Raw genomic sequence first — 23409 nt, forward strand, 5'->3', positions numbered from 1 at the left:
GTTCATGTCCGATCCATCCATAGCTTCCCGTATCCGTTTCGTCCTGGTCGGGACCCAGCATCCCGGCAACATGGGCGCCGCCGCGCGTGCCATGAAAACCATGGGCCTGGCCCGGCTGGTGCTGGTTGCCCCGGAAAAGCCGCTGGACGAAGACGCCTTCCGGCGTTCGGCCGGCGCCGAAGATGTGCTGGGCGACGCGCCGGTGGTGGCGACCCTGGCCGATGCCGTGGCCGACTGTACCCTCGTGCTGGGCTGCACCGCGCGTGCGCGCCGGGTGCAGCTGGAAGAACTGCTGCCCACCGTGGCGGCAGCCCGGGTCGCGGCCAAGGCGGCGGAAGGTGCCGAAGTGGCGATCGTGTTCGGTCGTGAGCGTACCGGCCTGACCAACGAAGAGCTGCAGCTGTGCCACGCTGCGGTGCATATCCCGTCCGATCCGGCGTTCAGCTCGTTGAACCTGGCCGCGGCGGTGCAGGTGCTCGCTTACGAGGTGCGCATGCGCCTGCTTGGCGATGCGGCCACGCCGGTGGCCGAGCCGGGGCTGCGTGAACAGCCGGCCAGCCATGAGCAGATGGAAAGCTTCTTCGGCCAGCTGGGCGAAACCCTGGACGAGATCGAATTCCACAAGGGCCGGGCGCCGGAATCGGCGATGCGCAAACTGCGCCGGCTGTTCCTGCGCAGCGAACCCAGCGAGCAGGAAGTGCGGCTGCTGCGCGGGATCCTCGCGGACGCCCAGCGGATGGCCAGGATTGCGCACGGCGACAAAAAATAGCCTGACGCAGTTCTCACTTTTTGGGGTAGTCTTTCCCTTACATGACGGGGGAACATCGTGAACGCTTGGCTGGGACGCATGCAGTGGGGACTGCTGGGCCTGGCGTGCCTGCTGATGGCAGGCGCGTGCATGGCGGCGTCGCCGGCGTCCAGCAGTGGGCGCCCGGACCAGCGTCACGTCCTGGTGCTCGGCCGCATCAGCGATGACCCGAAGGCCCACTACGCGCAGCTGCAGCCGTTGCTGGACTATGTCGTGGCGCACATGCATGACCTGGGAATCACCGAAGGCCGCGTGTTGATGGCCCGCGATACGCAGCAGATGGCCAGCTACCTCCGTCGCGGACGGGTTGACTGGGTCACCGAAACGGCCAGTACCGCGGTCGCGCTGGGCCAGCGCGCCGACGCGCGTCCGCTGTTGCTGACCGAACGCAGCGGCGTACGCGAATACCACAGCGTGTTCTTCGTGCGCCGCGAGAGTCCACTGCACCAGCTGTCCGACCTGCGCGGGCATACCCTGGCGCTGCAGAACGCGGCGTCAACCAGCGCCTACCTGGTGCCGGCCATGACCTTGCTGGAGAACGGCCTGGTACCGCAGATCCTGCAGGAGCCCGATGACACGCCCACCGCTGACGCGGTCGGTTACGTGTTCGCGCGCACCGAACTGAACATCGCCACCTTCGTGCAGAAGGGCATGGTCGACGCCGGCGCGGTGAGCAGCGTGGACTGGGACGACGAGCGCCGGGTGCCGCCCTCGTTCAAGCACGACCTGCGGGTGATCCATCGCACCGCGCCGTATCCGCGCGCGGTTGAGGTGGTACGCGTGGACCTGGATGGGCGGGTGCGCGATCGGCTGCAGCAGGTCCTGCTGGATGCTGCGCAGGATCCGCGGGCGAAGGATGCGCTGGCACGCTTTTTTGGTACATCCGGCTTCCATCGCGTCGACGCGCGGATGCTGCAGCGACTGGATGATTTGAATCGAGGACTGGTACGCGTGCGGATGGAAGTTGAATGAAGCGGCTTGGCTTGGGATCTGGAATGCAGGCGCGCTTCGTGCTGGCGATGGGCGGGGCGATGCTGGTGGTGGTGGCGATCCTGGCGGTGCTGCTGGGACGCCAGGCCGCGACCCAGCGGGAAGTGACGCGGCTGAGTGGCACGGTGATCCACGAACTGTTCGACCGCAGCATGCGCAGCCGTGGCGACACGATGGCCCGCGAACTGGCCGATGCGCTGTCCAATCCGCTGTACTACAACGACCTGGAGCAGGTCGGGGCACTGGTGCGCAACGTGTCGCGGCAACGTGCGGTGGGTTACGTGCTGGTGTACGACGCCAGGGGCCGCCTGTTGCATGACGGGTCGGTGGCGGTGCCGGATTACGGGCGCGCGATGACCGATCCGCTTGCCGCCCGGGCCGTGGCCGCCACGGGCGCGCTGGTGCAGGAATCGCCCAAGGTGCTGGAGAACAGCATGCCCATCATGGTTGGCAACCAGCGGCTGGGTGGCGTGCGCGTGGGCATTTCGCTGAAGGACGTGCAGGTGCTGGAGGCGCAGGCCAGCCAGACCCTGGCACAGCGGCTGGAACAGGTCGGCACCCGGCACCTGGGCTGGTTGCTGCTGATGCTGGCGCTGCTGGTGGCGATCGGCGTGGCGGTGGTGCTGTATGTGCAGCGCACCCTGGTCACGCCCATCCGCGGGCTGGCCATGGCCGCACGGCAGATCGAGGCCGGCGACTACCAGGTGCCACTGCGCGAGAACCACCGCGATGACGAAGTCGGCGAGCTGGTGCGTGCCTTCGCGCGGATGCGCGATGCCATCGCCCGGCATGATCGCGAGGTACGGCACATGGCCTACACCGATGCGCTGACCGGCCTGACCAACAGGCTCGCCTTCCGCGAGGCGCTGGACCATCGCCTGATGGCGGCCCGGGCGTCCGGCAACCAGCTGGCGCTGCTGTTCGCCGACATGGACGATTTCAAGCGGGTCAACGACACCCTGGGCCATGAAGCGGGCGATGAGGCTCTGCTGCAGTTCGTGCAGCGCATCAGCGAGGCGGTGACCGCGGCGGGGGGCGACGATGCCCTGCTGGCGCGCTTTGGCGGCGACGAATTCGTGATCCTGCTTGCCGAAGGCGATGTCGCCGCGCAGGCGCGCGAACTGGCCGACCTGCTGGTGCGCGAGCTCGGCAAGCCATTGCGCGTGCAGGGCAGGGAACTGTTCCTGGGTGCTTCGATCGGCGTCACCCTGTTCCCCGATGATGCCGCCGATGCGACCACGCTGCTGAAGAATGGTGACATCGCGATGTACCAGGCCAAGATGGCCGGCAAGAACTGTTACCGCTACTACAGCCGGGCCATGGACCATGCGGTGGAGCGCCGCGTGCACATGGAACAGGAACTGCGCGGGGCGTGGGACCGTGGCGAGCTGCGGCTTGCCTACCAGCCGATCTTCCGCACCCGCGATCGACGCATGGTCGGCGTGGAAGTGCTGCTGCGCTGGCAGCATCCGACGCTGGGAACGATCCCACCCTCGGTGTTCATCGAAGTGGCCGAGCAGAGTGGCCTGATCGAGGTGATCGGCCCCAAGGTGCTGCGCGCTGCCTGTACCGAAGCGGCCCAGTGGCCACGCAACGTGGATGGCGAAGGCCTGTTCGTATCGGTCAACGTGTCGCCGCGCCAACTGCGCGGGGGCGAGCTGCCCGACCTGGTGGCGCAGTGCCTGGATGAATCGGGACTGCCGGCTTCGCGCCTGCACCTGGAGTTGACCGAAACCGCAGTGATCGGCGATGAGATGCTGGCCGCGCAGCTGCTGGACAAGCTGCACCGCACCGGCGTGAAGGTGTGGCTGGACGACTTCGGCACCGGTTTCTCCGGCCTCAGCCACCTGCGCCAGGTGCCGGTGGACGGGGTGAAGATCGACAAGAGTTTCGTCGCCGACATGCAACGCGATCCGGACGACCTGGCACTGACCACCGCGATCATCGCCATGGCCCACGCACTGGGCATCACCGTCGTGGCTGAAGGCATCGAACAGGAAGTTCAGTTCGACCTGCTCAGCCAGCGCGGCTGTGACCTGGCCCAGGGCTACTGGCTGAGCCACCCGGTCACCGCCACCGCGGTGGTGCAGATGATCGAATCCGGCGCCTGATTTCCGGCTATACGGGGCGCTTGCTGGGGTCGCCAGGCAGTTCGCGGACCAGCTTGGGGACCAGGTAGCCGGACAGGCGCGCGGTCAGTGCGGCGACCAGGGCCTTGGCCGTTGCATCGTCCACTTCGAAGTGGGCCACGCCCTCCACGCGGTCCAGCTGGTAGAGGTAGTAGGGCATCACGCCGGCGGCGAAGCTGCGTTCGCTCAGCGCCGCCAGGGCGTCTTCGCTGTCGTTGACCCCGCGCAGCAGCACGGCCTGGTTCAGCAGCTGCGCGCCGGCCGCGCGCAGGCGCGCCAATGCGGCATCCACGCTGGCATCGAACTCATTGGCATGGTTGGCGTGGATCACGAAGGCCAGCGGCCACGGCAGGCTGCCCAGCCAGGCCACCAGTTCATCGTCCACGCGCTCGGGCAGCACCACCGGCAGGCGGCTGTGGATGCGCAGCCGGCGCAGGTGCGGGATGGCGCGCAGGGCGTCGGTCAGCTCCACCAGCTTGTGCGTAGCCAGCGACAGCGGATCACCGCCGGACAGGATGACTTCATCGATGCCGGGGTCCTCAGCGATCGCCCGCACCGCGTCCTGCCAGCCGCCCTTGGCGGCGTTTTCGGTGCCGTAGTCGAAGTGGCGGCGGAAGCAGTAACGGCAGTTGATCGCGCAGCTGCCGGTGGTCACCAGCAGCGCGCGGCCACGGTACTTCTGGATGACCCCGGTGGCCTTCTTTGCCGCGCCGTCGCCGACCGCATCCAGGCTGAAGCCGGGCACCTGGCGCATTTCGGCGTCGATCGGCAGCACCTGGCGCAGCAGCGGGTCGTGCGGATCGCCATGCCGCATGCGCGCCACGAACCCTTCCGGGACGCGCTGCGCGAACTGCTGCAGGGCGGCCTCCGAAACGCCGAGTGCGGCGGGCTCCAGGCCGAGCCGTGACAGCAGCTCGGCCGGGTCGCGTATCGCCTGGCGCCAGAGCTGCTGCCAGCGGGCGGAAACGGGGCGGTGAGCGGCGGAGAGCTGCATGGACAGGGGGCCTGCGGTTATCATGGGGACATAAATCTGCGCCCACCGTCCTGCGGTGGGCTTTCCATTCTATCCGGCTCGCCGCACCTGCGGCGGTTTCGCCATTTGAGGAGCTTGAGCATGGCCACTGCGGGCATGAACGATGTCAAGAACGGGATGAAGATCCTGGTCAACAATGAACCGGCCGTCATCTCGGAAACCGAGTTCATCAAGCCGGGCAAGGGCCAGGCCTTCACCCGCGTGCGCTACCGCTTCATCAAGTCCGGCCGTACCGTGGAAATGACCATGAAGGCCACCGATGACGTCGAAGTGGCCGACGTTGTCGATACCAACATGAACTACATGTACAGCGACGGCGAGTACTGGCACTTCATGGACCCGGAATCCTTCGAGCAGGTGCAGGCCGACAAGGCCGGCATGGGCGGCGCGGAGAAGTGGCTGAAGGGCGAAGAATCCTGCATCGTGACCCTGTGGAACGGCTCGCCGATCTTCGTGCAGCCGCCGAACTTCGTTGAACTGAAGATCACCGAGACCGATCCGGGCGTGCGCGGTGACACCTCAGGCGGCGGCGGCAAGCCGGCCACGCTGGAAACCGGCGCGGTGGTCCGCGTTCCGCTGTTCGTGAACCAGGACGAGATCATCAAGGTCGACACCCGCTCGGGCGAATACTCCGCGCGCGTCAAGTAATCCGGCACAGCCGGATCATGGTAGGGACGGCCGCTGGCCGTCCGCTCCACACGGTAGGGACGGTCGCTGGCCGTCCGCTCCCGGCGTCCCGTGGGGCGGGCCTATGGCCGTCTCCACGGCCGACCCGCCGCCCCCGCCAAGTGAGTCCGCATGACCGACACCGCACGCACCCCCGAAGCCTGTGACCTGCTGATCGAAGCCGGTTACGTGGTCCCGATCGAGCCGCATGCCGTGGTGCTGGAAGACCACGCGGTGGCGGTGCGCGATGGCGCCATCGTCGCGATCCTGCCGCGCAGCGAGGCGCGCGAGCGCTTCAATGCCGCCCAGGTGGTCAGCCGCCCCGAGGCCGCGCTGATGCCCGGGCTGGTCAATGCGCATACGCACAACCCGATGACCCTGCTGCGCGGGGTGGCCGACGACCTGCCGCTGATGACGTGGCTGCAGCAGCATATATGGCCGGTGGAGGCGGCGGTGATCGGGCCCGAATTCGTGGCCGACGGCACCACCCTGGCGATCGCCGAGATGCTGCGTGGTGGCACCACCTGCGCCAACGAAAACTACTTCTTCGGCGACGTGCAGGCAGCGGTCTACAAGAAGCACGGTTTCCGCGCGCTGGTCGGTGCGGTGATCATCGATTTCCCCACCGCCTGGGCGAAGAGCGATGACGAGTACTTCGCCAAGGCCGGCGAGCTGCACGACCAGTGGCGCAACGATCCGCTGATCGGCACCGCGTTCGCCCCGCATGCGCCGTACACGGTGAACGATGCGAACTTCGAGCGCGTGCGCATGCTGTCCGACCAGCTGGACATGCAGGTGCACCTGCACACGCACGAGACCGCGCAGGAAATCAGCGATTCGATCACCCTGCACGGGCAGCGTCCGCTGGCTCGGCTGGATCGTCTGGGCCTGGTCAACGACCGCCTGATCGCCGTGCACATGACCCAGCTGACCGAGGCGGAGATCCACCTGTGCGCCGAGCGCGGCGTCAGCGTGGTGCATTGCCCGGAATCCAACCTCAAGCTGGCGTCCGGCTTCTGCCCGGCCTGCGCGCTGCAGCGCGCCGGGGTGAACCTGGCCATCGGTACCGATGGCTGCGCCAGCAACAATGACCTGGACATGTTCAGCGAAAACCGCACCGCGGCGATCCTGGCCAAAGCCGTGGCCAATGATGCGACCGCACTGGATGCGGCCAGCACGCTGCGCGCGTCCACGCTGGGCGGCGCACGCGCGCTCGGCTTCGGCGAGCGCATCGGTTCGATCGAAGTCGGCAAGCAGGCCGACCTGATCTGCGTGGACCTGTCCGCGCTGGAGACCCAGCCGCTGCACAACGTGCTGTCGCAGCTGGTGTATGCCACCGGCCGCCAGCAGGTGAGCGATGTGTGGATCGCCGGCCAGCCCAAGCTGGTGCAGCGCGAACTGGTCGGCATGGACCTGCCGGGCATCATCGCCAACGCGCGCCAGTGGCGCGAGCGCATCCGTCACGTGCGTGCCTGATCCATCCCATCCGCGCGCCCCCCGGCGCCGCAAGGACACCCCATGAACGCCCCGAATGTTTCTTCCAATTTCGACCAGGCCGAGCTGGACAAATTCGCCGCCCTGGCCAACCGCTGGTGGGACGCAGACGGTCCGCAGAAGCCGCTGCATGCGCTCAACCCGGTGCGTCTGAAGTATGTCGCCGACCGGGCACCACTGCGCGGACTGCGCGTGCTGGACATCGGCTGCGGTGGCGGCCTGCTCAGCGAGGCGCTGGCCCAGGCCGGTGCCGAAGTAACTGCCATCGACCTGGCGCCGGAGCTGGTCAAGGTGGCGCGCCTGCACGCGCTGGAAAGCGGCGTGAGCGTGGACTACCGGGTACAGGCTGCCGAGGACCTGGCCGCCGAGCAGCCGGAAAGCTTTGATGTGGTGACCTGCATGGAGATGCTGGAACACGTGCCGGACCCCGGTGCGATCATCGAGGCCTGCAAGCGGCTGCTGAAGCCCGGCGGCCAGCTGTTCCTGTCCACCATCAACCGCACCGCCGCCGCCTTCGCCGTGGCGATCGTGGGCGCCGAGTACGTGGCCAGGCTGCTGCCCAAGGGCACCCATCACTACCAGGAATTCATCACCCCGGCCGAGCTGTCGCGCTGGCTGCGCGATGCCGACCTGCAACTGCAGGATGTCAGCGGCATGGCGTACGAGCCGTGGCGCAACCGCGCACGGCTGTCCAGCCGTACCGACATCAACTACCTCGCCCACGCGACCAGGCCGGCATGACCGCAGTGCGCTTCCCGCCCGCGGTGCTATTCGACCTGGACGGTACCCTGCTGGACAGCGCGCCGGATTTCGTGGCGACCGCGGCCGACATGCTGGCCGCTCGCGGCCGGCCGCCGATCACCCTTGAAGCGCTTCGCCCGGTGGTGTCCAAGGGCTCGCGCGCTATGCTCGCCGCCGCCTTCCCGGACCTGGCCGGCGACCAGCGCGATGCGCTGATTCCGGAGTTCCTGCAGCGCTATGAAGCGCTGATCGGCCAGCATGCAACGCTGTTCGATGGCGTGGCGGGCATGCTCGCCGCGCTGGATGCTGCCGGGGTGCGCTGGGGCATCGTCACCAACAAGCCCGAGTACTTGGCCCGGCTGATCCTGCCGCAGCATGGCTGGCAGGCACGCTGTGCGGTGCTGGTGGGCGGCGATTCGCTACCCGAGCGCAAGCCGCACCCGCTGCCGCTGCTGCATGCCGCGCAGGCGATCGGCATTGCACCGTCGGACTGTGTGTACGTCGGCGATGACGAGCGCGACATCATCGCCGCGCGCGCTGCGGGAATGCCGTCGGTCGCCGCGTTGTGGGGCTATCGCCTGGCCGATGACGACCCGGCCAGCTGGAACGCCGATGTCGCGCTGGACGATGCGCACGCGCTGCAGCAGGCCGGCCAATGGCCGACCCTCCCGGCACCGCCGGTCAAGAATTGAAGGATACGTAGTGAACAGCAGTGCGTTGGACAGCTTCCTGGACAAGTGGCGTGCGCGTTGGCCGGAATGGTCGGTGGCCGAGCCGTTCGTGGCGCCGGAGCAGCGTGCGCGTGCGGTGGCGTGGTTTTCGCTGCTGCAGGAATTCGATGACATGCTCAACACCAGCGGCGACCCGCTGCCGGCCGATGCCAAGCTGGCCTGGTGGGGCGAAGAGCTGCGCAGCTGGGCGGGGCAGCGCTCACGTCATCCGCTGGGCCGCGTGCTGGAGCCGATCCGCGCGCCGTGGACGGCACTGGCCGATGCGCTGCCGACGCTGGTGGAAGCACGTGCGGTAGCCGTGGATGCGGCGGCCGCGCAGCGTGCGCTGGCTGCGTTCGCCGATGCGGTGGCGGCGGTGGAGGCCGTGCTGTTCGATGACAAACCGCGCACGGGTGCCGGCCGCGCCGTGCTGCTGCAGACGCTGGCGCAGCGGCTGTACGACGCGGGCGTTGCCGGCGTGCCGCGTTCGCTGCTGGAGCAGGAGGCCGATGGGGCTTCGCGGCGCTGGGCCGGCGAACTGCTGAAGGACTGGAAGCTGCGCGTTGCCGGTCCCCGCCCGCGACGGATATGGGCAGCGCTGGCGCGTGCACGGCTGCAGGCGCAGGCCAGCGGCAAGCCGATCGCAGCAACGCCGGTGCGCACCTTGTTGCGTGTGTGGTGGGCCGCGCGCGGCTGAAGCCCTTCTTGTAGCGCCGACCCATGGTCGGCGAGCGCAGCGGGCCGTGGCCTGATCGATTCCGCCGAGCATGGCTCGGCGCTACCCGCTGGTCCGGGTTGTCGGTAGCGCCGACCCATGGTCGGCGAGCGCAGCGGGTGGTGGGGGACGACCGTTGGCCGTCACCTCCTCACTTCCGTTCCAGCACCAGCAGCGGGTCGATACGGGTGTCGAACCAGTTCATGCCCCAATGCAGGTGGGGCCCGGTCGCACGCCCGGTGGCCCCCACTGCGGCAACCACCTGGCCCTGTTCGACCCGATCACCGACCTTGACGTCGATGCGCGACAGGTGCAGGAAGTTCGAGCTCACCCCGAAGCCATGGTCCAGCAGCAACGTGCCGCCGGTGAGATACAGGTCCGGCGCGGCGAAGGTCACCACGCCAGCCGCCGGCGCCTTGACCGGCGTGCCGGTGGGGACGGCGATGTCCATCCCGGAGTGACCCGATCCGGGCTGCCCGTTGTAGACACGGGCATTGCCGAAGCGGCCGCTGATGCGGCCCTGCACCGGCCACATGAAAGGCTGGGCGAAGTCGGCGCGGTCGTCATCGCGCGCCCGCGCCGCCGTCACCTGGGCCTGTTCGCGCTTGATCCGTTCGGCGATCGCCGGCGGCGGATTGACCGTCTTCGGTGGCACGCCGTTGACCCGTTCCACCGGCCAGTCGCGCGGCGTCACCGCGATGGCGACGCGCTCGCTGCCGCCGTCGGGACGCTGCACTTCAACCTGCAGTGGACCCTTCTCGTCGCGACCGATGCCGAACACCACGCTGCCGTAACCGCTCACCCGCAGCGTACGTCCGCCGTAGCGGACCGTGCTGCCCGCTGGCACTTTGCCGATCACCATCGCGCCCTGCGAGGCGCTGGCGGGAAACACGACGCGGCTGTCGGTGGCCTGTGCAGCGGCCGGGTTCACCGCGCACAGCAGGGCGGGCAGGGCCCCGGCGAATACCGAGGCCAGCAACAGCGCCCGCATCAGCGGTTGAACGCCAGGCGCTGGCCGTTGGCTGCGCCCACGATCTGGGTGCCGTCCCAGGCCAGTTGGCCGTTCACCCAGGTCGAGGCGATGCGCGACTGGAACGTAGTGCCTTCGAAGGGCGACCAGCCGCACTTGGACAGCACGTCTTCGCGCTTGACGGTGAACGGCTTGTCCTCGACCAGTACCAGGTCGGCGAAGTAGCCCTCACGCAGGAAGCCGCGTTCGGCCACGTCGAACAACTGCGCAGGCGCGTGGGCGAATTTCTGCACCACCCGGGCGATGTCCAGCTTGCCTTCGTGCACCAGCTCCAGCGCAGCGGTCAGCGCGTACTGCACCAGCGGCAGGCCGGACGGCGCCTGCGCGTACGGCTTCTGCTTTTCTTCCCAGGTGTGCGGGGCATGGTCGGTGGCGAGTACGTCGATGATGTCTTCCACCAGCGCGGCGGTCAGCGCCTCGCGGTCAGCCACGTCCTTGATCGCCGGATTGCACTTGATCAGGTTGCCCAGGCGTGCGTAATCGGTCCGATCAAAGCGCAGGAAATGAATGCAGGTTTCAGCGGTGATCTGCTTGCGGCTGCCATCGGCGCGGATCAGCGGGCCGCGCTCGAACAGGGCCAGCTCGTCGGCGGTGGAAATGTGCAGCACGTGCAGGCGGGTGCCGTGCCTGCGTGCCAGCGACACCGCCAGTTCCGACGACTTCAGGCAAGCCTGGCGCGATCGGATGTCCGGATGCTGCTCCGCGCTCAGCGTGTCGCCGTATTGCGCCTGGTACTCCTTCATCAGCGCGTCGATCATCGGCGTGTCTTCGCAGTGCGTGATGATGGGCGTTGGCGCGTCGCGGAAGATCGCGTCCAGCGTTTCCGGGTTGTCGACCAGCATGTTGCCGGTGGAGGCGCCCATGAACACCTTGATGCCCGGCGCGGTCTTCGGATCAAGGCGCTGGATGTGTTCGAGGTTGTCGTTGCTGGCGCCCATGTAGAAGCCGTAATTCGCACGCGCACGGCCAGCGGCGGAATCGTACTTGGCCTGCAGGGCGTCGGCGTTCAGCGTCGGCGGATTGGTGTTGGGCATGTCCATGAAGGTGGTCAGGCCCCCGGCCACGGCGGCCGCCGATTCGGTGGCGATGTCGCCCTTCTGGGTCAGGCCGGGTTCGCGGAAGTGCACCTGGTCATCGATCATGCCGGGCAGCAGCCAGCGGCCGGCGGCGTCGACCACCTGCTCGCCTTCGCGCGCAGCCAGCCCGCTTTCGATGCGCGCGATGCGGCCGTTTTCAATGCGCAGGTCGGCATCGAAGACGCGTCCTTCGTTGACCAGGCGGGCGTTGGTAATCAGCGTGGAAGGCATGTCAGTGGTTTCCTTTGCAGCGGCAGGCGGGATCTTCGGTGCGCTCGGGTACCGGATCGAATCCGCCAGGATGGAAGGGGTGGCAGCGGCCGATACGGCGCACGGCGAGCCAACTGCCACGCAGCGGACCGTGCCCGGCGATGGCCTGCATGGCATATTCGGAACAGCTGGGGACAAAGCGGCAGCGCGGCCCGAGCAGCGGGCTGATGAAGCGCTTGTAGAAGCGCAGCAGGGCGATGAGCAGGTGGGAGATCACCCGTTCATAGTAAAACGAGTGTCCGCTGTTGGGGTGAATCGCGGCGGCATGGCAGCGCTGCCCGTAAACCCCGACGGAACGGCCGTTGCCCATTCAGTGGGAGCCCGTGGGCTACATGGTTGGCAGCGGCGGATATTTGTCGCAGGATGGGGCGTTGGCTGCCGCGCGCGTCCCGCGCCGCAGCCATGTCGGTGGCGTGTCCGTCGACCAGGTTCCGTGCCGCGCAGCAGATGATGCGGGTTCCGGGCAACCCACAGCCCCGTATTTGCGAGGGCCGTGTGTGCGTCCTGTCACGCGGTTGCTGCAGTCGGCCGGGTAGGCTATAAAGGCCCGCTTTCCCGGGCCCCGGGGAATCCAAGGAAGAGCGTTTCGTGGCTGCTAAAAAATCTGCAAAAAAGGCCGTCAAGGCCGCCAAGAAGTCCGCCAGCCCTGTTGCGAAGAAGACGGCGGCCAAGTCTGTAGCCAGCAAGCCGGCCAAGCCGGTGGCCAAGGCAACGGGGAAGACAACGGCCAGGACGGCCACGGCGAAGAAGGCGCCGGCAGCGAAAGCGCCCGCGAAGAAAGCGCCGGTGAAGAAGGTCGCGGCCAGGAAGGCCGCAGTGACCAAGGCACCGGCGAAGAAGGTCGTGGCCAGGAAGACGGCGGTGACCAAGGCAGTGGCGAAGAAAGCGCCGGCCAAGGTCGCCAGCAAGCCGGCCAAGGCTGCTGCGAAGCCCGCCAAGCCGGTTGCCAAACCGGCCGGCAAGATCGCAAAGAAGCCCGTGGCCAAGCCGGCCCCGGCAAAGAAGGTTTCCACGGTCGCCAAGGCGACCAAGGCCGCCAAGCCGGTTTCCGGCAAGGCGTCCGCAAGCAAGCCGTCGGCCAGTCCGGCGGTGAACAAGACCGCCACGGCAAAGCCCGCGGTCGGCAAAGCCACCAGCAAGCCGGTGGTGGCGCCCGCAGTGAAGTCCGTACCGAAGCCGGCCCCGCCGGTTCCGGCCACGTCTGTCCCGGCCAGCAACGCCGGCACCAAGGCACCTGAAAAGGTGGCCAAGGCGCCAGCCAAGCAGGCCCCGCAAATCAAGAATCCCGTGCCCGTTTCGAAATCGTCCGCGAAAACCCCTGTGAAATCCGATGCCGCCCCGAAGACCGTCGCCCGCCCGGTGGGCAAGGTCGCCGTGGCAGTGACCGCACGCTCGACCGCTCCGGCGCCGCGCAGCAAGTACAAGGTGGTCGAGTACAAGACCGACGAAGCCACCGGCCGTCCGATCCTGCCTGCCGGCTACAAGCCGGGCGCAGAAGAGGAATACATGAGCCCGCTGCAGCAGGAGTACTTCCGCAAGCGCCTGCAGGACTGGCGCGCCGACCTGGTGGAAGAATCCAAGCAGACCATCGAGAACCTGCGCGAGGAAGTGCGTGACATCGGCGATGAAGCCGAGCGCGCGACCCGCGAAACCGAGAACTCGCTGGAACTGCGCACCCGCGATCGTTACCGCAAGCTGATCGGCAAGATCGACAGCACGCTCAAGCGCCTGGAAGCAGGTGATTACGGCTACTGCGTCGATACCGGCGAAGAGATCGGCCTGGATCGCCTCGAAGCGCGCTTGACCGCCGAGCGCACCATCGATGCGCAGGAGCGGTGGGAGCACATGCAGAAGCAGCAGGGCGACTAAGCTTCAAGCTGCCGCATGACGAAAAAGCCCGGCTCGCGTCGGGCTTTTTCGTTGCTGCATCCACCGGTGACGGTAGCGCCGACCCATGGTCGGCGAGCGCAGCGGGCCGTGGCCGGCAGGATTCCGCCGAGCACGGCTCGGCGCTACCAGGGCAGGTCGGTAGCGCCGACCCATGGTCGGCGAGCGCAGCGGGCCGTGGCCGGAGGGATGCCGCCGAGCACGGCTCGGCGCTACCAGGGCAGGACGGTAGCGCCGACCCATGGTCGGCGAGCGCAGCGGGCCGTGGCCGGAGGGATTCCGCCGAGCACGGCTCGGCGCTACCAGGGCAGGCCGGCGGCGTTACCGCAGCTGCAGCTGCAGCTCGCCGCGCTGCGGCAGCTGTACCGTCACCGGCGCGCTTTCCAGATCGCCCTCGGCGTGCGGCGCCGTGCCCGCGCGTGACAGTCTCGCCAGCACCTCCACCTGTGCGTGGGAAGACAGCGGCTGGGTCGGCATCGGGCTGTCGGCGTCGCTGAGGGTGACGCTCGCAGGCAGCGCCTGCAGCGGATAGCGGCGCACCGCCACCGGCATCGGCGGGCCTCCCGGTGCACGTGCCAGCACGAACAGCGCCGCGCCCTGTGGCCACTGCGCGGGATCGAAACCGGGCGGTAGCGCGATGCCGATGCTCAGCAGGGGCGTCGCGTTTTCCTGCAACGCCCCGGAGGAAGCGGCGGGCGCTTTGGCACCTGCCGCAGCGCGTGCGATGACCAGCTGTTGTTGCAGTGCCGCCGCCGCGCCGGGCTGCAGGCGCGGCAGCAGCGCGGACCACACGGCCACCGCTTCCGCATCGCGGCCGCGCTGGCGCAGCGCGATGCCCAGCAGCCAGGCAGCGCGTTCGGCATCGGGCTGCACCTGCAGCGCATGCTGCAGCCAGCCCAGCGCCCGGTCATCGAAATGTTTTTCCGGATCGGCCTGGGCACGCGCCTGGGCGGCTTCCACCAGCACGCCGGCGTCGTCCGGTGCCAGCGCTGCAGCCCGGCTGTACGCGGCAGCAGCGGCATCAAGCTGGCCGAGTTCGCCGCGCGAGCGGCCCAGCAGCACCCAACCATCGGCGCGCTGCGGTTCCCGCTCAAGTGCCTGTTCCAGCGCCTGCACGCCGTCGCGCAGCTCCGCCAGCGAGGGGGCGGCCGGTTCCTGCGCGGCGCGCGGATCGCCCACCAGCAGGTACAGGCTGGCGCTGGCCAGGCCGATGCTCAGGCAGGCGACGAGGAATCCCGACCGCCCGCGCGCGCGCAGCGGCCACAGCACCGCCAGCGCCAGCAGCAGGCCCGCAATCCCCGCCAGTGCAGCCAAGCCGGCCGTCACCAGCCATCACCGCGGGTTTCGTCGACCACCACCGTGCCACCGCGGCGGCGCACCAGCCGCCACACCAGCAGCACGCCGGCCAGCAGGAACAGCAACGGTCCGCCCCACAGCAGCCACGTACCGGGTTGCAACGTGGGCTGGTACAGCACGAACTCGCCATAGCGCTGCACCAGGAAGCGCTTCACCTCGGCATCGTCATGGCCCTGGTGGATCAGCTGCAACACTTCGCGGCGCAGGTCCTGGGCGATCTGGGCATTGGAATCGGCCAGTGACTGGTTCTGGCATTGAACGCAGCGCAGCTGCGCGGCAAGCGCGTGGAAGCGGGCTTCTTCGGCATGGTCGGTGAACTGCAGCGGGCGCGCATCATGCACCGGCTGCTGCGCGCGGGCGACGCTGCAGAACAGCGAGGCCAGCAGCAGCACGGCCATCAGCAGGCCGCCTGCTAGCCGGCTGCCCCCGTGGCGATCAGGGCGTGGCGTGCAGTGCATTGCCGGCATCGGCCTGGGCCTTCTCGACCTGTTCCAGCGCCGGGATCAACTTCTGCTCGATCACCGCCTGGGTCATCGCGCCGCTGTACTTCCAGCGCACCACGCCGCTGCCGTCCACCAGGAAGGTTTCCGGTGCGGCGGTGATGCCCCAGTCGATCGCGGTGCGGCCTTCGATATCACTCAACACCACCATGAAGGGATTGCCGAGCTGTTCCAGCCAGTGCAGGGCATCGGCCGGTTCATCCTTCCAGTTGTAGCCGATCACCCGCACGCGCTTGGTTTCGGCAAAGCGGGTCAGCACCGGATGTTCTTCGCGGCAGGCCGCGCACCAGCTGCCCCAGACATTGAGCAGGTACGGCGCGCCGCGCAGCTCTTCGCTGCGGACCTGGATGTGCGGATCGTGCAGCACCGGCAGTTCGAAGGCCGGCGCCTGCTTGCCGATCAGCGGCGAGGGCAGGACATCGCGCTGCGGATCGCCGCTCTTCATCACCCCATACACCATCAGCCCGAGCAGGCCGAAGAAGAACAGCACGCCGATCACGATGGCCACCGGCGGCAGCGGGCGGGAAGGGCGGGGGGCGGGGGATTCGGACATGGAAAACAGGACTCCTACGGACGGCGGAAACGACGATCAACGGCAGCTACCAGGCCACCGAGCGCCATCAGCAGCGCCCCGAGCCAGATCCAGCGCACGAATGGCTTGATATGCACGCGTACGGCCCATGCATTGTTGCCCAGTGGCTCGCCCATTGCCACGTAGACATCGCCGGAAAGGCGCGCATCGATGCCGGCTTCGGTCATCACCTGGCCACCGCTGGCATACAGGCGTTTTTCCGGATGCAGCAGGGCGCGTTCGCGGCCATCGCGGAACACCCGCAGGTGGCCGCGGTCGGCGCTGAAGTTCGGGCCCTCGCGATGGTCGACGCCTTCGAAGCGGATTTCATGGCGGCCCACCACCACGGCCTGCCCGGGTGACAGGGCGACTTCGCGCTGCACGTTCAGCGCTTCCACCAGCAGCGCGCCGGCCAGGAACACCGCCATGCCCACGTGGCCCAGCAGCATGCCGGTCATTTCCGCAGTGAAGCGCCCATTGCCGCGCAGCCGCTGCCAGATGAAGCGTGCCGTGCCCAATCCGACCCAGGCGGCCGCGCCGACGCCGAGCCCGACCTTCCAGCCGTTCTGCGGTGCCCGCCACCACGCCAGCGCGGCCAACAGCACTGCCAGCACCAGCCACGGCAACAGCAGCGCCAGCGCGCGCGAGGGCTGGTCGCGCTGCCAGTTGACCAGCGGGCCGAACGGCAGCAGCAGCACCAGCGGCGCCATCAGCAGCAGGAACAGGCTGCCGAAGTAGGGCGGCCCGACGGAGATCTTGCCCAGCCCCATCGCATCGGCCAGCAACGGATACAGGGTGCCCAGCAGCACCATCGCACAGGCACTGGCCAGCAGCAGGTTGTTGGCCAGCAGCAGGGTCTCGCGCGAGGTGGCGGTGAAACCGCGGCGCGGATCGCTGCTGTCCACGCCCAGGCGGCCGGCGCGCAGCGCGAACAGCAACAGTGCGCCGCCGACCAGGATCGCCAGGAACATCAGGATGAACATGCCGCGCGAGGGATCGGCAGCAAAGGAATGCACGCTGGTCAGCACGCCCGAACGCACCAGGAAGGTGCCAAGCAGGGACAGCGCGAAGGCGGCGATCGCCAGCAGCAGGGTCCAGCTGGCGAAGGTGCCGCGCTTTTCGGTGACCGCCTGCGAGTGGATCAGCGCGGCGCCGGCCAGCCATGGCATGAAGCTCGCATTTTCCACCGGATCCCAGAACCACCAGCCGCCCCAGCCCAGTTCGTAGTAGGCCCACCAGCTGCCCAGCGCGATGCCCAGGGTGAGGAAGGCCCAGGCCACGTTGGTCCACGGCCGTGTCCAGCGCACCCAGCGCGTATCGACCCGGCCATCCAGCAGCGCGGCGACCGCGAACGCGAACGGCACCGAGAAGCCGACGTAGCCCAGGTACAGCATCGGCGGGTGGATGATCAGTCCCGGGTCCTGGAGCAGGGGATTGAGATCACGGCCTTCCAACGGCGCGGGGATCAGGCGCGCGAACGGATTGGAGGTGAAGATCAGGAACGCCAGGAAGCCGATGCTGACCAGGCCCATCACCGCCAGCACGCGCGCCTGCACGGTAGCGGGCAGCGCGCGCGAGCCCAGCGCCACCGCACCGGTCCACGCGGCCAACACCAGCGCCCACAGCAGCAGCGAGCCTTCGTGCGCGCCCCACACCGCTGACCAGCGATACACCATCGGCAGCAGCGTATTGGAGTTTTCGGCGACGTAGCGCACCGAGAAATCCTGCTGCACGAAGCCAGCGGTCAGCACCGCGAAGGCGGCCGCCACCAACAGCAGCTGCGCCAGCGCCGCCGGTCGTGCGACCTGCATCCAGCTGGCGATGCCGCGTTGCGCACCGATCAGCGGCAGGCTGGCCTGCAGCAACGCGGCCAACAATGCCAGCAGCAGCAGGATCTGTCCCAGTTCGGGCAGCACTCAGCGCACCTCGGGTGCAGGCACGGGCACATCGTGTTTGACGTGCGCCTTGCCCATCTTGTCGGCCAGTTCCTTCGGCATGTAGCTTTCATCGTGCTTGGCCAGCACTTCTTCGGCGATGAAGCGATCACCCTGCAGGCGCCCGGTCACCACTACCGCCTGGCCTTCGCGGAACAGGTCGGGCAGGATCTGGTCGCTGCGAACGGTGAGCTCGGCATCGCCATCGGTCACGGTGAACAGCGCCACCAGCGACCCGGGCTCACGTTTCAGCGAGCCCTTGGCGACCATGCCGCCCAAGCGGAAGCGTTCGGCGCTGCCGGCATCACCACGCAGCACTTCGGCCGGGGTGTACAGGTAGGCCACGTTGCGCTGCAGGGCCATCGCCACCAGCGCGGTGGCCAGGCCGGAAGCGGCCACCAGCAGCAGCACCCACAGCAGTCGACGCCGGCGCTGCGGGTTCATCGCTCCAGCTCCAGCGGCGCGCCGTTACCGGTGCTGGCCGAGCGCCGAGCCTGCTGCCGCTGCTGGCGCTGGCGGGCATCCTGCCGTGCGCGGCGCAGGCGCAGGTGCGAGCCGATCGCATCGATGGCCAGCAGCCCGACGAACACGGCGTAGGCGGCGACCACGTAGCCCAGGTAATTCATGCTTCCCCCTGCAGCTGGCGCTGCACCCAGTCCTTGCCGGCTTCGCGCTGCAGGTTGTCCGCGCGCGCCTTGGCCAGCAGTGAGCCGACGAACCACAACTTGGTGCCGATCACCATCAGCCACAGCGGCAGCTGCATGCTGGCATCCAGCGTGGTCGGCCCGAACAGGCGGATGGTCTGGCCCTGGTGCAGGCTGCCCCACCAGTCCACCGAATAGCGGATGACCGGCAGCAACGCGACCCCGACGATGGCCAGCAGGCCCGCCGCGCGCGCGGCATTGCGCCGGTCCTCGATCGCCATGTACAGCCCGATCACCCCGAAGTACAGGAACAGCAGGATCAGTTCGGTGGTCAGGCGCGGGTCCCAGTCCCACCATGTGCCCCACATCGGCCGGCCCCAGATGCTGCCGGTGAGCAGGGTGACGAGGGTGAACCCTGCGCCGATGGGTGCGCATGCCATCGCCAGCACCTCGCAGATCTTGATCTTCCACACCATTGCGATGGCTGCGTAAAGCGCCATCAGTGCGAACACGAACAGGCTCATCCACGCGCTGGGCACGTGCACGAACAGGATGCGGAAACTGTCGCCCTGCTGGTAGTCGGCCGGCACCACGAACAACGCCTGCCACAGCCCGAAGGCCAGCACCGGCAGCGCAGCGAGGTGGAAGACACGGGACCAGCGACGGGCGAAACGGTCGAAGGTGGGCGGTGAGCCGAGTTGGTGGAACCAGCGGACGATCGGTTGCATGCGGTAGCGGCTATCCCGGTTGGTCGGTGTGGCTCAGCTCAAGGAAATGCGGATGGCGGCAGCGGTGGCCAGTGGCGCCAGCACCAGTGCCACCACCAGCCCGGCGGCGAGCATCAGCAGCGCGCCATACGGATCCTGATCGCGTGCAGCAGCGGCGACACTGCCTGCGCCGAACACCAGCACCGGCACGTACAGCGGCAACGACAGCAACGCCACGAGGATACCAGAGCGCCGGATGCCGACCGTCAGTGCCGCCACCATGCCGCCGATCAGGCTCAACAGTGGCGTGCCCAGCAGCAACGATGCCAGCAACATCGGCAGTTGGTCATGTGGCAGATGCAGCATTTCCGCCAGCAGGGGGCTGAGCACGATCAGCGGCAGGGCCGTCGTCAGCCAGTGCATCAGCACGCGCACCAGCACCAGCCAGGCCAGCGGCACCGGCGCCAGCAGCCATTGTTCCAGCGAGCCGTCTTCGGCGTCGGAACGGAACAGCGAATCCAGCGCCAGTTGCCCGGCCAGCAGCACCGCCAGCCACAGCACCGCAACCGCGTTGGCCGCCAGCTGCTGCGGATCGCGGCCGGACGCCAGTGCGAACAGCACCACCACCAGCAACGCGAACAGCACCGGTTGCAGCGCATCGCCACGGCGGCGCCAGACCAGTCGCAGGTCGCGCGTGGCCAGCGCACGTGCGGTCTGCCACAGGCCGGGTTCGGTACCGGGGGCGATCATGCAGCCACCTGTGGAAGCGCCAACTGCAACTGCCGCGTGCGCACCGGCGGGGCGGCGTAGGCGCCGTGGGTGGTGACCAGCGCCGCGCCACCGCCGCGCAGGTGCGCGGAGATCATCCGGTTGACCAGGTTGATGCCCTCAAGGTCGAGGTTGGCATAGGGTTCGTCCAGCAGCCACAGCGGTGCCGGCGACAACCACATCCGTGCCAGCGCCAGGCGCCGCTTCTGCCCGGCCGACAGATGCCGCACCAGGGTGCCTTCATGGCCGGCCAGCCCGACCACGGCCAGCGCATTGCCGGGCATCTGGCGCGCGCGACGGCCATGCAGGCCGCACAGGAAATGCAGGTTCTGCAGCGTGTCCAGGTCCGCTTTCATGGCCGGCAGGTGGCCGAGGTAGGCGACGAAGCGTGCGCGCTCGGCGGTGCTGGCGGCGCGGCCATCGATCTCCACGCGGCCGGCGGACGGCCGCAGCAGGCCGGCCAGCACGCGCAGCAGGGTGGTCTTGCCGGCGCCGTTGTCACCCTGCACCAGCAGCGCTTCGCCGGTATCGACATGGAACTCGAGCGGCCCGAACACGCGTTCGTCATCTCGTGAGAAGCAAAGGCCATGTGCGGCCAGCAGCGCAGGGGCATTCAAGGGACACGATCTCTGCACGGCGGACGGGCCCTGATTCTAGCCGCCCGCGCCGGCTTGCGGAGCGCGCGGGCAGCTGCAGGTGGGCGGCGACCCCAGCACCCGGTGGGCGACGACCGTTGGTCGTCACGCTTCACCCCCCGCAGTACACTTCACGCCTGTCTTCCGCTCCCCGCACAGGCCGATGCAACCGCAGACCAAGCTGCCCAAGGTGGGCACCACCATCTTCACCGTGATGTCCCAGCTGGCCGCCGAACACGGCGCCGTCAACCTCGGCCAGGGCTTCCCCGATTTCAGCGCGCCGCAGCGCCTGATCGATGCCACCACCCGCGCGATGGCCGAAGGACTCAACCAGTATCCGCCGATGACCGGGGTGGCGCCGCTGCGCCAGGCGATCGCGCAGAAGTCGCTGGACCTGTATGGCGCGCAGGTCGACCCGGATACCGAAGTCACCGTCACCAGCGGCGCTACCGAAGCGATCTTCAACGCCATCCACGCCGTGGTGCGTGCCGGCGAGGAAGTGATCGTGCTCGACCCGGCGTACGACTGCTATGAACCGGCCATCGACCTGGCCGGCGCACGTGCGGTGCACGTGCCACTGGACCCGCAGACCTTCGCGGTGGACTGGGACCGCGTGCGCGCGGCGATCACCCCGCGCACCCGCCTGCTGATGGTCAACACCCCGCACAATCCGTCCGGTGCGATGCTGGACGAGGCCGACCTGCAGGCGCTGGCCGACCTGCTGCGTGGCACCGACATCTACCTGATCTCCGATGAGGTGTACGAACACATCATCTACGACGGCCGCCGCCACGAATCGGCGCTGCGCCACCCGGAACTGCGCGCGCGTGCGTTCGTCATTTCCAGCTTCGGCAAGACCTACCACTGCACCGGCTGGAAGATCGGCTACGCGATCGCGCCGCCAGCGCTGAGCGCGGAGTTCCGCAAGGTCCACCAGTACAACACCTTCACCAGTTTCGGCCCCGCGCAGCATGGTTTCGCCGCGATGATCCGTGACGAGCCGCAGCACCATCTTGAACTGGGGGCGTTCTACCAGGCCAAGCGCGACCGTTTCCGCGAGCAGCTGGCGCAGACCCGGCTGGTGCCGCTGGCGGTGCCCGGCGGCTACTTCCAGCTGGTCGATTATTCGGCCATCAGCGACCTGCCGGACCATGAATTCGTGAAGTGGCTGACCATCGAAAAGGGCGTGGCGGCGATCCCGCTGTCGCCGTTCTACGAGACACCGCCAGTCGGCCAGCGCATCGTGCGGCTGTGTTTTGCCAAGAACGAAGCCACGCTGGATGCGGCCATTGAACGGTTGAAGCAGCTGTGAGCGCCGCCGCCCAGGACCTGCGCATCAGCCTGGTGCAGGGCGATACGCGCTGGCACGATCCGGCCGGCAACCGCGCGCACTACGCCGCGCTGCTGGCGCCGCTGGTCGGCACGACCGACCTGGTCGTGCTGCCGGAAACCTTCACCAGTGGTTTTTCCAACGCGGCGATCAGCCAGGCCGAAGACATGCACGGCCCGACCGTGGCATGGATCGTCGAGCAGGCGGTGAAACTGGGCGCGGCGGTCACCGGCAGCGTGCAGCTGCGCGAAGGCGATGCGGTCTACAACCGGCTGCTGTTTGCCACTCCGGATGGCGTTCTGCAGCAGTACGACAAGCGCCACCTGTTCCGTTACGGGGGCGAGCACGAACGCTATGCCGCCGGGCGCGAGCGCCTGAGCGTGGAGTGGAAGGGCTGGCGGATCAATCCGCAGGTCTGCTACGACCTGCGTTTCCCGGTGTTCTGCCGCAACCGTTTCGACGTGGAGCGGGCAGGGCAGTTGGATTTCGACCTGCAGATATTCGTCGCCAACTGGCCCTCTGCACGGGCGTATGCGTGGAAGACGCTGCTGCGTGCACGGGCGATCGAAAACCTGTGTTTCGTGGCGGCGGTGAACCGGGTGGGCGTGGATGGCAACGACCTGCACTATGCCGGTGACAGCGCGGTCATTGATTACCTGGGCCAGCCACAGGTGGAGGTGCGCGAGGTGGAGCAGGTGGTGACCACCACGTTGTCGGCGCAGGCGTTGGCCGCCCATCGCGCGCGCTTCCCGGCGATGCTGGACGCAGACCGTTTCGAACTGGACCCGCCGCCGCACGCAGGCTGAACCGCGCCGCGGACTGGCGCGGCCAGCCCTGTCCTGACGGGGCGGCGCGCTGCTAGATTCGGCGCATCACGCATCCGGAGCATCCCCACGATGAAGAACACTGTTTCCCTGATGGCCGTGCTGTTTGCATCGGCCTTTGTCGCGCCGGCTGCGCAGGCAGCCGGCAACATCGAATGCAGCCTGCGCTATGACCTGTCCGGCTGGTCGGTGTTCTACAAGACCGCCTCCGGCAACGGGACGATCACCTGCGACAACGGCATGCGCATGCCGGTCACGCTGAAGGTCAGGGGCGGTGGCCTGACCGTGGGCAAGTCGAAGATCGTCGATGGCACGGGCCGTTTCAGCGGGGCGTATTCCCCTGACGACCTGTTCGGCACCTATGCGGCGGTCAGCGCGCATGCCGGGGCGGTCCGCTCCAGTGGCGCGGTGGCGATGACCAAGGGCGACATCTCGCTGGCGCTGGCCGGCACCGGCAAGGGCTGGGACCTGGGGATCGACGGTACGGCGTTCACCATCGAACGGCGCTGAGCGGGGAGGTTGTAGGTGACGGCCGCTGGCGGTGGGTGACGACCGTTGGTCGTCACGCCTTCACAGCATGAAGCGTGACGA

25 protein-coding genes are annotated in these 23409 nt (G+C 68.2%); 12 read left to right on the top strand and 13 right to left on the bottom strand.

Annotated features, from left to right (window positions below):
• Positions 1-4: 4 nt before the first annotated feature.
• The 3 genes from ABE522_RS05760 to ABE522_RS05770 all read left to right on the top strand — a co-directional run bounded on the left by ABE522_RS05760 (position 5) and on the right by ABE522_RS05770 (position 3909).
• Complete coding sequence (locus ABE522_RS05760; RefSeq protein ID WP_042615228.1) at positions 5-769, top strand: RNA methyltransferase; 765 nt, start codon at positions 5-7, stop codon at positions 767-769.
• A 78-nt stretch (positions 770-847) separates the two neighbouring features.
• On the top strand, positions 848-1780 hold the full coding sequence (locus tag ABE522_RS05765; protein ID WP_346590920.1) for a phosphate/phosphite/phosphonate ABC transporter substrate-binding protein: 933 nt from the start codon (positions 848-850) through the stop codon (positions 1778-1780).
• Positions 1777-3909 carry a putative bifunctional diguanylate cyclase/phosphodiesterase gene (locus ABE522_RS05770; RefSeq protein WP_346590904.1) on the top strand — a complete coding sequence of 711 codons (2133 nt, stop codon included), beginning with the start codon at positions 1777-1779 and terminating at the stop codon, positions 3907-3909. Before ABE522_RS05765 ends, ABE522_RS05770 begins: the two co-directional genes overlap by 4 nt.
• A gap of 7 nt (positions 3910-3916) precedes the next feature.
• On the opposite strand, the gene epmB is transcribed toward ABE522_RS05770, so the two are convergent.
• Positions 3917-4921, bottom strand: a complete 1005-nt coding sequence (epmB, locus tag ABE522_RS05775; RefSeq protein ID WP_346590905.1) for an EF-P beta-lysylation protein EpmB — start codon at positions 4919-4921, stop codon at positions 3917-3919.
• A 120-nt stretch (positions 4922-5041) separates the two neighbouring features.
• Here epmB and efp point away from each other — a divergent pair, with 120 nt between their 5' ends.
• The 5 genes from efp (at position 5042) to ABE522_RS05800 (ending at position 9268) form a co-directional block, all read left to right on the top strand.
• Complete coding sequence (gene efp, locus ABE522_RS05780; protein WP_101098522.1) at positions 5042-5608, top strand: elongation factor P; 567 nt, start codon at positions 5042-5044, stop codon at positions 5606-5608.
• Positions 5609-5758: 150 nt separating this feature from the next.
• A complete protein-coding gene (locus tag ABE522_RS05785) occupies positions 5759-7102 on the top strand; it encodes a TRZ/ATZ family hydrolase (RefSeq protein ID WP_346590906.1) in 1344 nt (447 codons plus the stop codon).
• Positions 7103-7144: 42 nt separating this feature from the next.
• Positions 7145-7861 carry a bifunctional 2-polyprenyl-6-hydroxyphenol methylase/3-demethylubiquinol 3-O-methyltransferase UbiG gene (gene ubiG, locus ABE522_RS05790; RefSeq protein ID WP_346590907.1) on the top strand — a complete coding sequence of 239 codons (717 nt, stop codon included), beginning with the start codon at positions 7145-7147 and terminating at the stop codon, positions 7859-7861.
• Positions 7858-8553: a phosphoglycolate phosphatase gene (locus ABE522_RS05795; protein ID WP_346590908.1), complete on the top strand. Its 696-nt coding sequence runs from the start codon at positions 7858-7860 to the stop codon at positions 8551-8553. The genes ubiG and ABE522_RS05795 overlap by 4 nt, the downstream gene beginning before the upstream one ends.
• 10 nt (positions 8554-8563) lie before the next feature.
• Positions 8564-9268, top strand: coding sequence for an isoprenoid biosynthesis enzyme family protein (locus ABE522_RS05800; protein WP_346590909.1), 705 nt, complete (start codon positions 8564-8566; stop codon positions 9266-9268).
• Positions 9269-9437: 169 nt separating this feature from the next.
• Here the strand turns inward: ABE522_RS05800 and ABE522_RS05805 are convergent, their stop codons facing one another.
• Genes ABE522_RS05805 through yidD form a run of 3 tightly spaced genes read right to left on the bottom strand, consistent with a single transcriptional unit; the run spans position 9438 to position 11879 of the window.
• A complete protein-coding gene (locus ABE522_RS05805) occupies positions 9438-10277 on the bottom strand; it encodes a M23 family metallopeptidase (RefSeq protein WP_346590910.1) in 840 nt (279 codons plus the stop codon).
• Positions 10277-11623, bottom strand: a complete 1347-nt coding sequence (locus ABE522_RS05810) for a dihydroorotase (protein ID WP_346590911.1) — start codon at positions 11621-11623, stop codon at positions 10277-10279. Before ABE522_RS05810 ends, ABE522_RS05805 begins: the two co-directional genes overlap by 1 nt.
• 1 nt (position 11624) lies before the next feature.
• Positions 11625-11879 (bottom strand): membrane protein insertion efficiency factor YidD, encoded by a 255-nt coding sequence (yidD, locus tag ABE522_RS05815; RefSeq protein WP_042615209.1) that lies wholly within the window; start codon positions 11877-11879, stop codon positions 11625-11627.
• Between the two features lie 371 nt (positions 11880-12250).
• On the opposite strand from yidD, the gene dksA reads away from it, so the two are divergent.
• On the top strand, positions 12251-13531 hold the full coding sequence (gene dksA / locus ABE522_RS05820) for an RNA polymerase-binding protein DksA (RefSeq protein ID WP_346590912.1): 1281 nt from the start codon (positions 12251-12253) through the stop codon (positions 13529-13531).
• Between the two features lie 339 nt (positions 13532-13870).
• On the opposite strand, the gene ABE522_RS05825 is transcribed toward dksA, so the two are convergent.
• The 9 genes from ABE522_RS05825 to ccmA are packed head-to-tail and all read right to left on the bottom strand — an operon-like array spanning position 13871 to position 20646.
• Positions 13871-14875, bottom strand: coding sequence for a tetratricopeptide repeat protein (locus ABE522_RS05825; RefSeq protein ID WP_406846312.1), 1005 nt, complete (start codon positions 14873-14875; stop codon positions 13871-13873).
• On the bottom strand, positions 14872-15303 hold the full coding sequence (locus ABE522_RS05830) for a cytochrome c-type biogenesis protein (protein WP_346590913.1): 432 nt from the start codon (positions 15301-15303) through the stop codon (positions 14872-14874). Before ABE522_RS05830 ends, ABE522_RS05825 begins: the two co-directional genes overlap by 4 nt.
• A 37-nt stretch (positions 15304-15340) precedes the next feature.
• Positions 15341-15958: a DsbE family thiol:disulfide interchange protein gene (locus tag ABE522_RS05835; RefSeq protein WP_346590914.1), complete on the bottom strand. Its 618-nt coding sequence runs from the start codon at positions 15956-15958 to the stop codon at positions 15341-15343.
• Positions 15959-15972: 14 nt separating this feature from the next.
• Positions 15973-17892 carry a heme lyase CcmF/NrfE family subunit gene (locus ABE522_RS05840; RefSeq protein WP_346590915.1) on the bottom strand — a complete coding sequence of 640 codons (1920 nt, stop codon included), beginning with the start codon at positions 17890-17892 and terminating at the stop codon, positions 15973-15975.
• A complete protein-coding gene (gene ccmE, locus ABE522_RS05845; protein ID WP_191771447.1) occupies positions 17893-18354 on the bottom strand; it encodes a cytochrome c maturation protein CcmE in 462 nt (153 codons plus the stop codon).
• Positions 18351-18536 carry a heme exporter protein CcmD gene (ccmD, locus tag ABE522_RS05850; RefSeq protein ID WP_101098511.1) on the bottom strand — a complete coding sequence of 62 codons (186 nt, stop codon included), beginning with the start codon at positions 18534-18536 and terminating at the stop codon, positions 18351-18353. The genes ccmE and ccmD overlap by 4 nt, the downstream gene beginning before the upstream one ends.
• Entirely contained in the window at positions 18533-19282 is a 750-nt protein-coding gene (locus ABE522_RS05855) for a heme ABC transporter permease (RefSeq protein ID WP_191771451.1), read from the bottom strand. Before ABE522_RS05855 ends, ccmD begins: the two co-directional genes overlap by 4 nt.
• 33 nt (positions 19283-19315) lie before the next feature.
• Positions 19316-20011, bottom strand: coding sequence for a heme exporter protein CcmB (gene ccmB, locus ABE522_RS05860; protein ID WP_101098509.1), 696 nt, complete (start codon positions 20009-20011; stop codon positions 19316-19318).
• A complete protein-coding gene (ccmA, locus tag ABE522_RS05865) occupies positions 20008-20646 on the bottom strand; it encodes a heme ABC exporter ATP-binding protein CcmA (RefSeq protein WP_346590916.1) in 639 nt (212 codons plus the stop codon). Before ccmA ends, ccmB begins: the two co-directional genes overlap by 4 nt.
• A 181-nt stretch (positions 20647-20827) precedes the next feature.
• Between ccmA and ABE522_RS05870 the strand changes: the two genes are divergently transcribed.
• The 3 genes from ABE522_RS05870 to ABE522_RS05880 all read left to right on the top strand — a co-directional run bounded on the left by ABE522_RS05870 (position 20828) and on the right by ABE522_RS05880 (position 23328).
• Positions 20828-21976, top strand: a complete 1149-nt coding sequence (locus ABE522_RS05870; protein ID WP_346590917.1) for a pyridoxal phosphate-dependent aminotransferase — start codon at positions 20828-20830, stop codon at positions 21974-21976.
• Complete coding sequence (locus tag ABE522_RS05875) at positions 21973-22800, top strand: amidohydrolase (RefSeq protein WP_346590918.1); 828 nt, start codon at positions 21973-21975, stop codon at positions 22798-22800. Before ABE522_RS05870 ends, ABE522_RS05875 begins: the two co-directional genes overlap by 4 nt.
• Positions 22801-22890: 90 nt before the next feature.
• On the top strand, positions 22891-23328 hold the full coding sequence (locus ABE522_RS05880) for a hypothetical protein (protein ID WP_346590919.1): 438 nt from the start codon (positions 22891-22893) through the stop codon (positions 23326-23328).
• The last annotated feature ends 81 nt before the right edge of the window (positions 23329-23409 follow it).

This window comes from Stenotrophomonas lacuserhaii, from assembly GCF_039674585.1.
GTDB classification, from domain to species: domain Bacteria; phylum Pseudomonadota; class Gammaproteobacteria; order Xanthomonadales; family Xanthomonadaceae; genus Stenotrophomonas; species Stenotrophomonas pennii_A.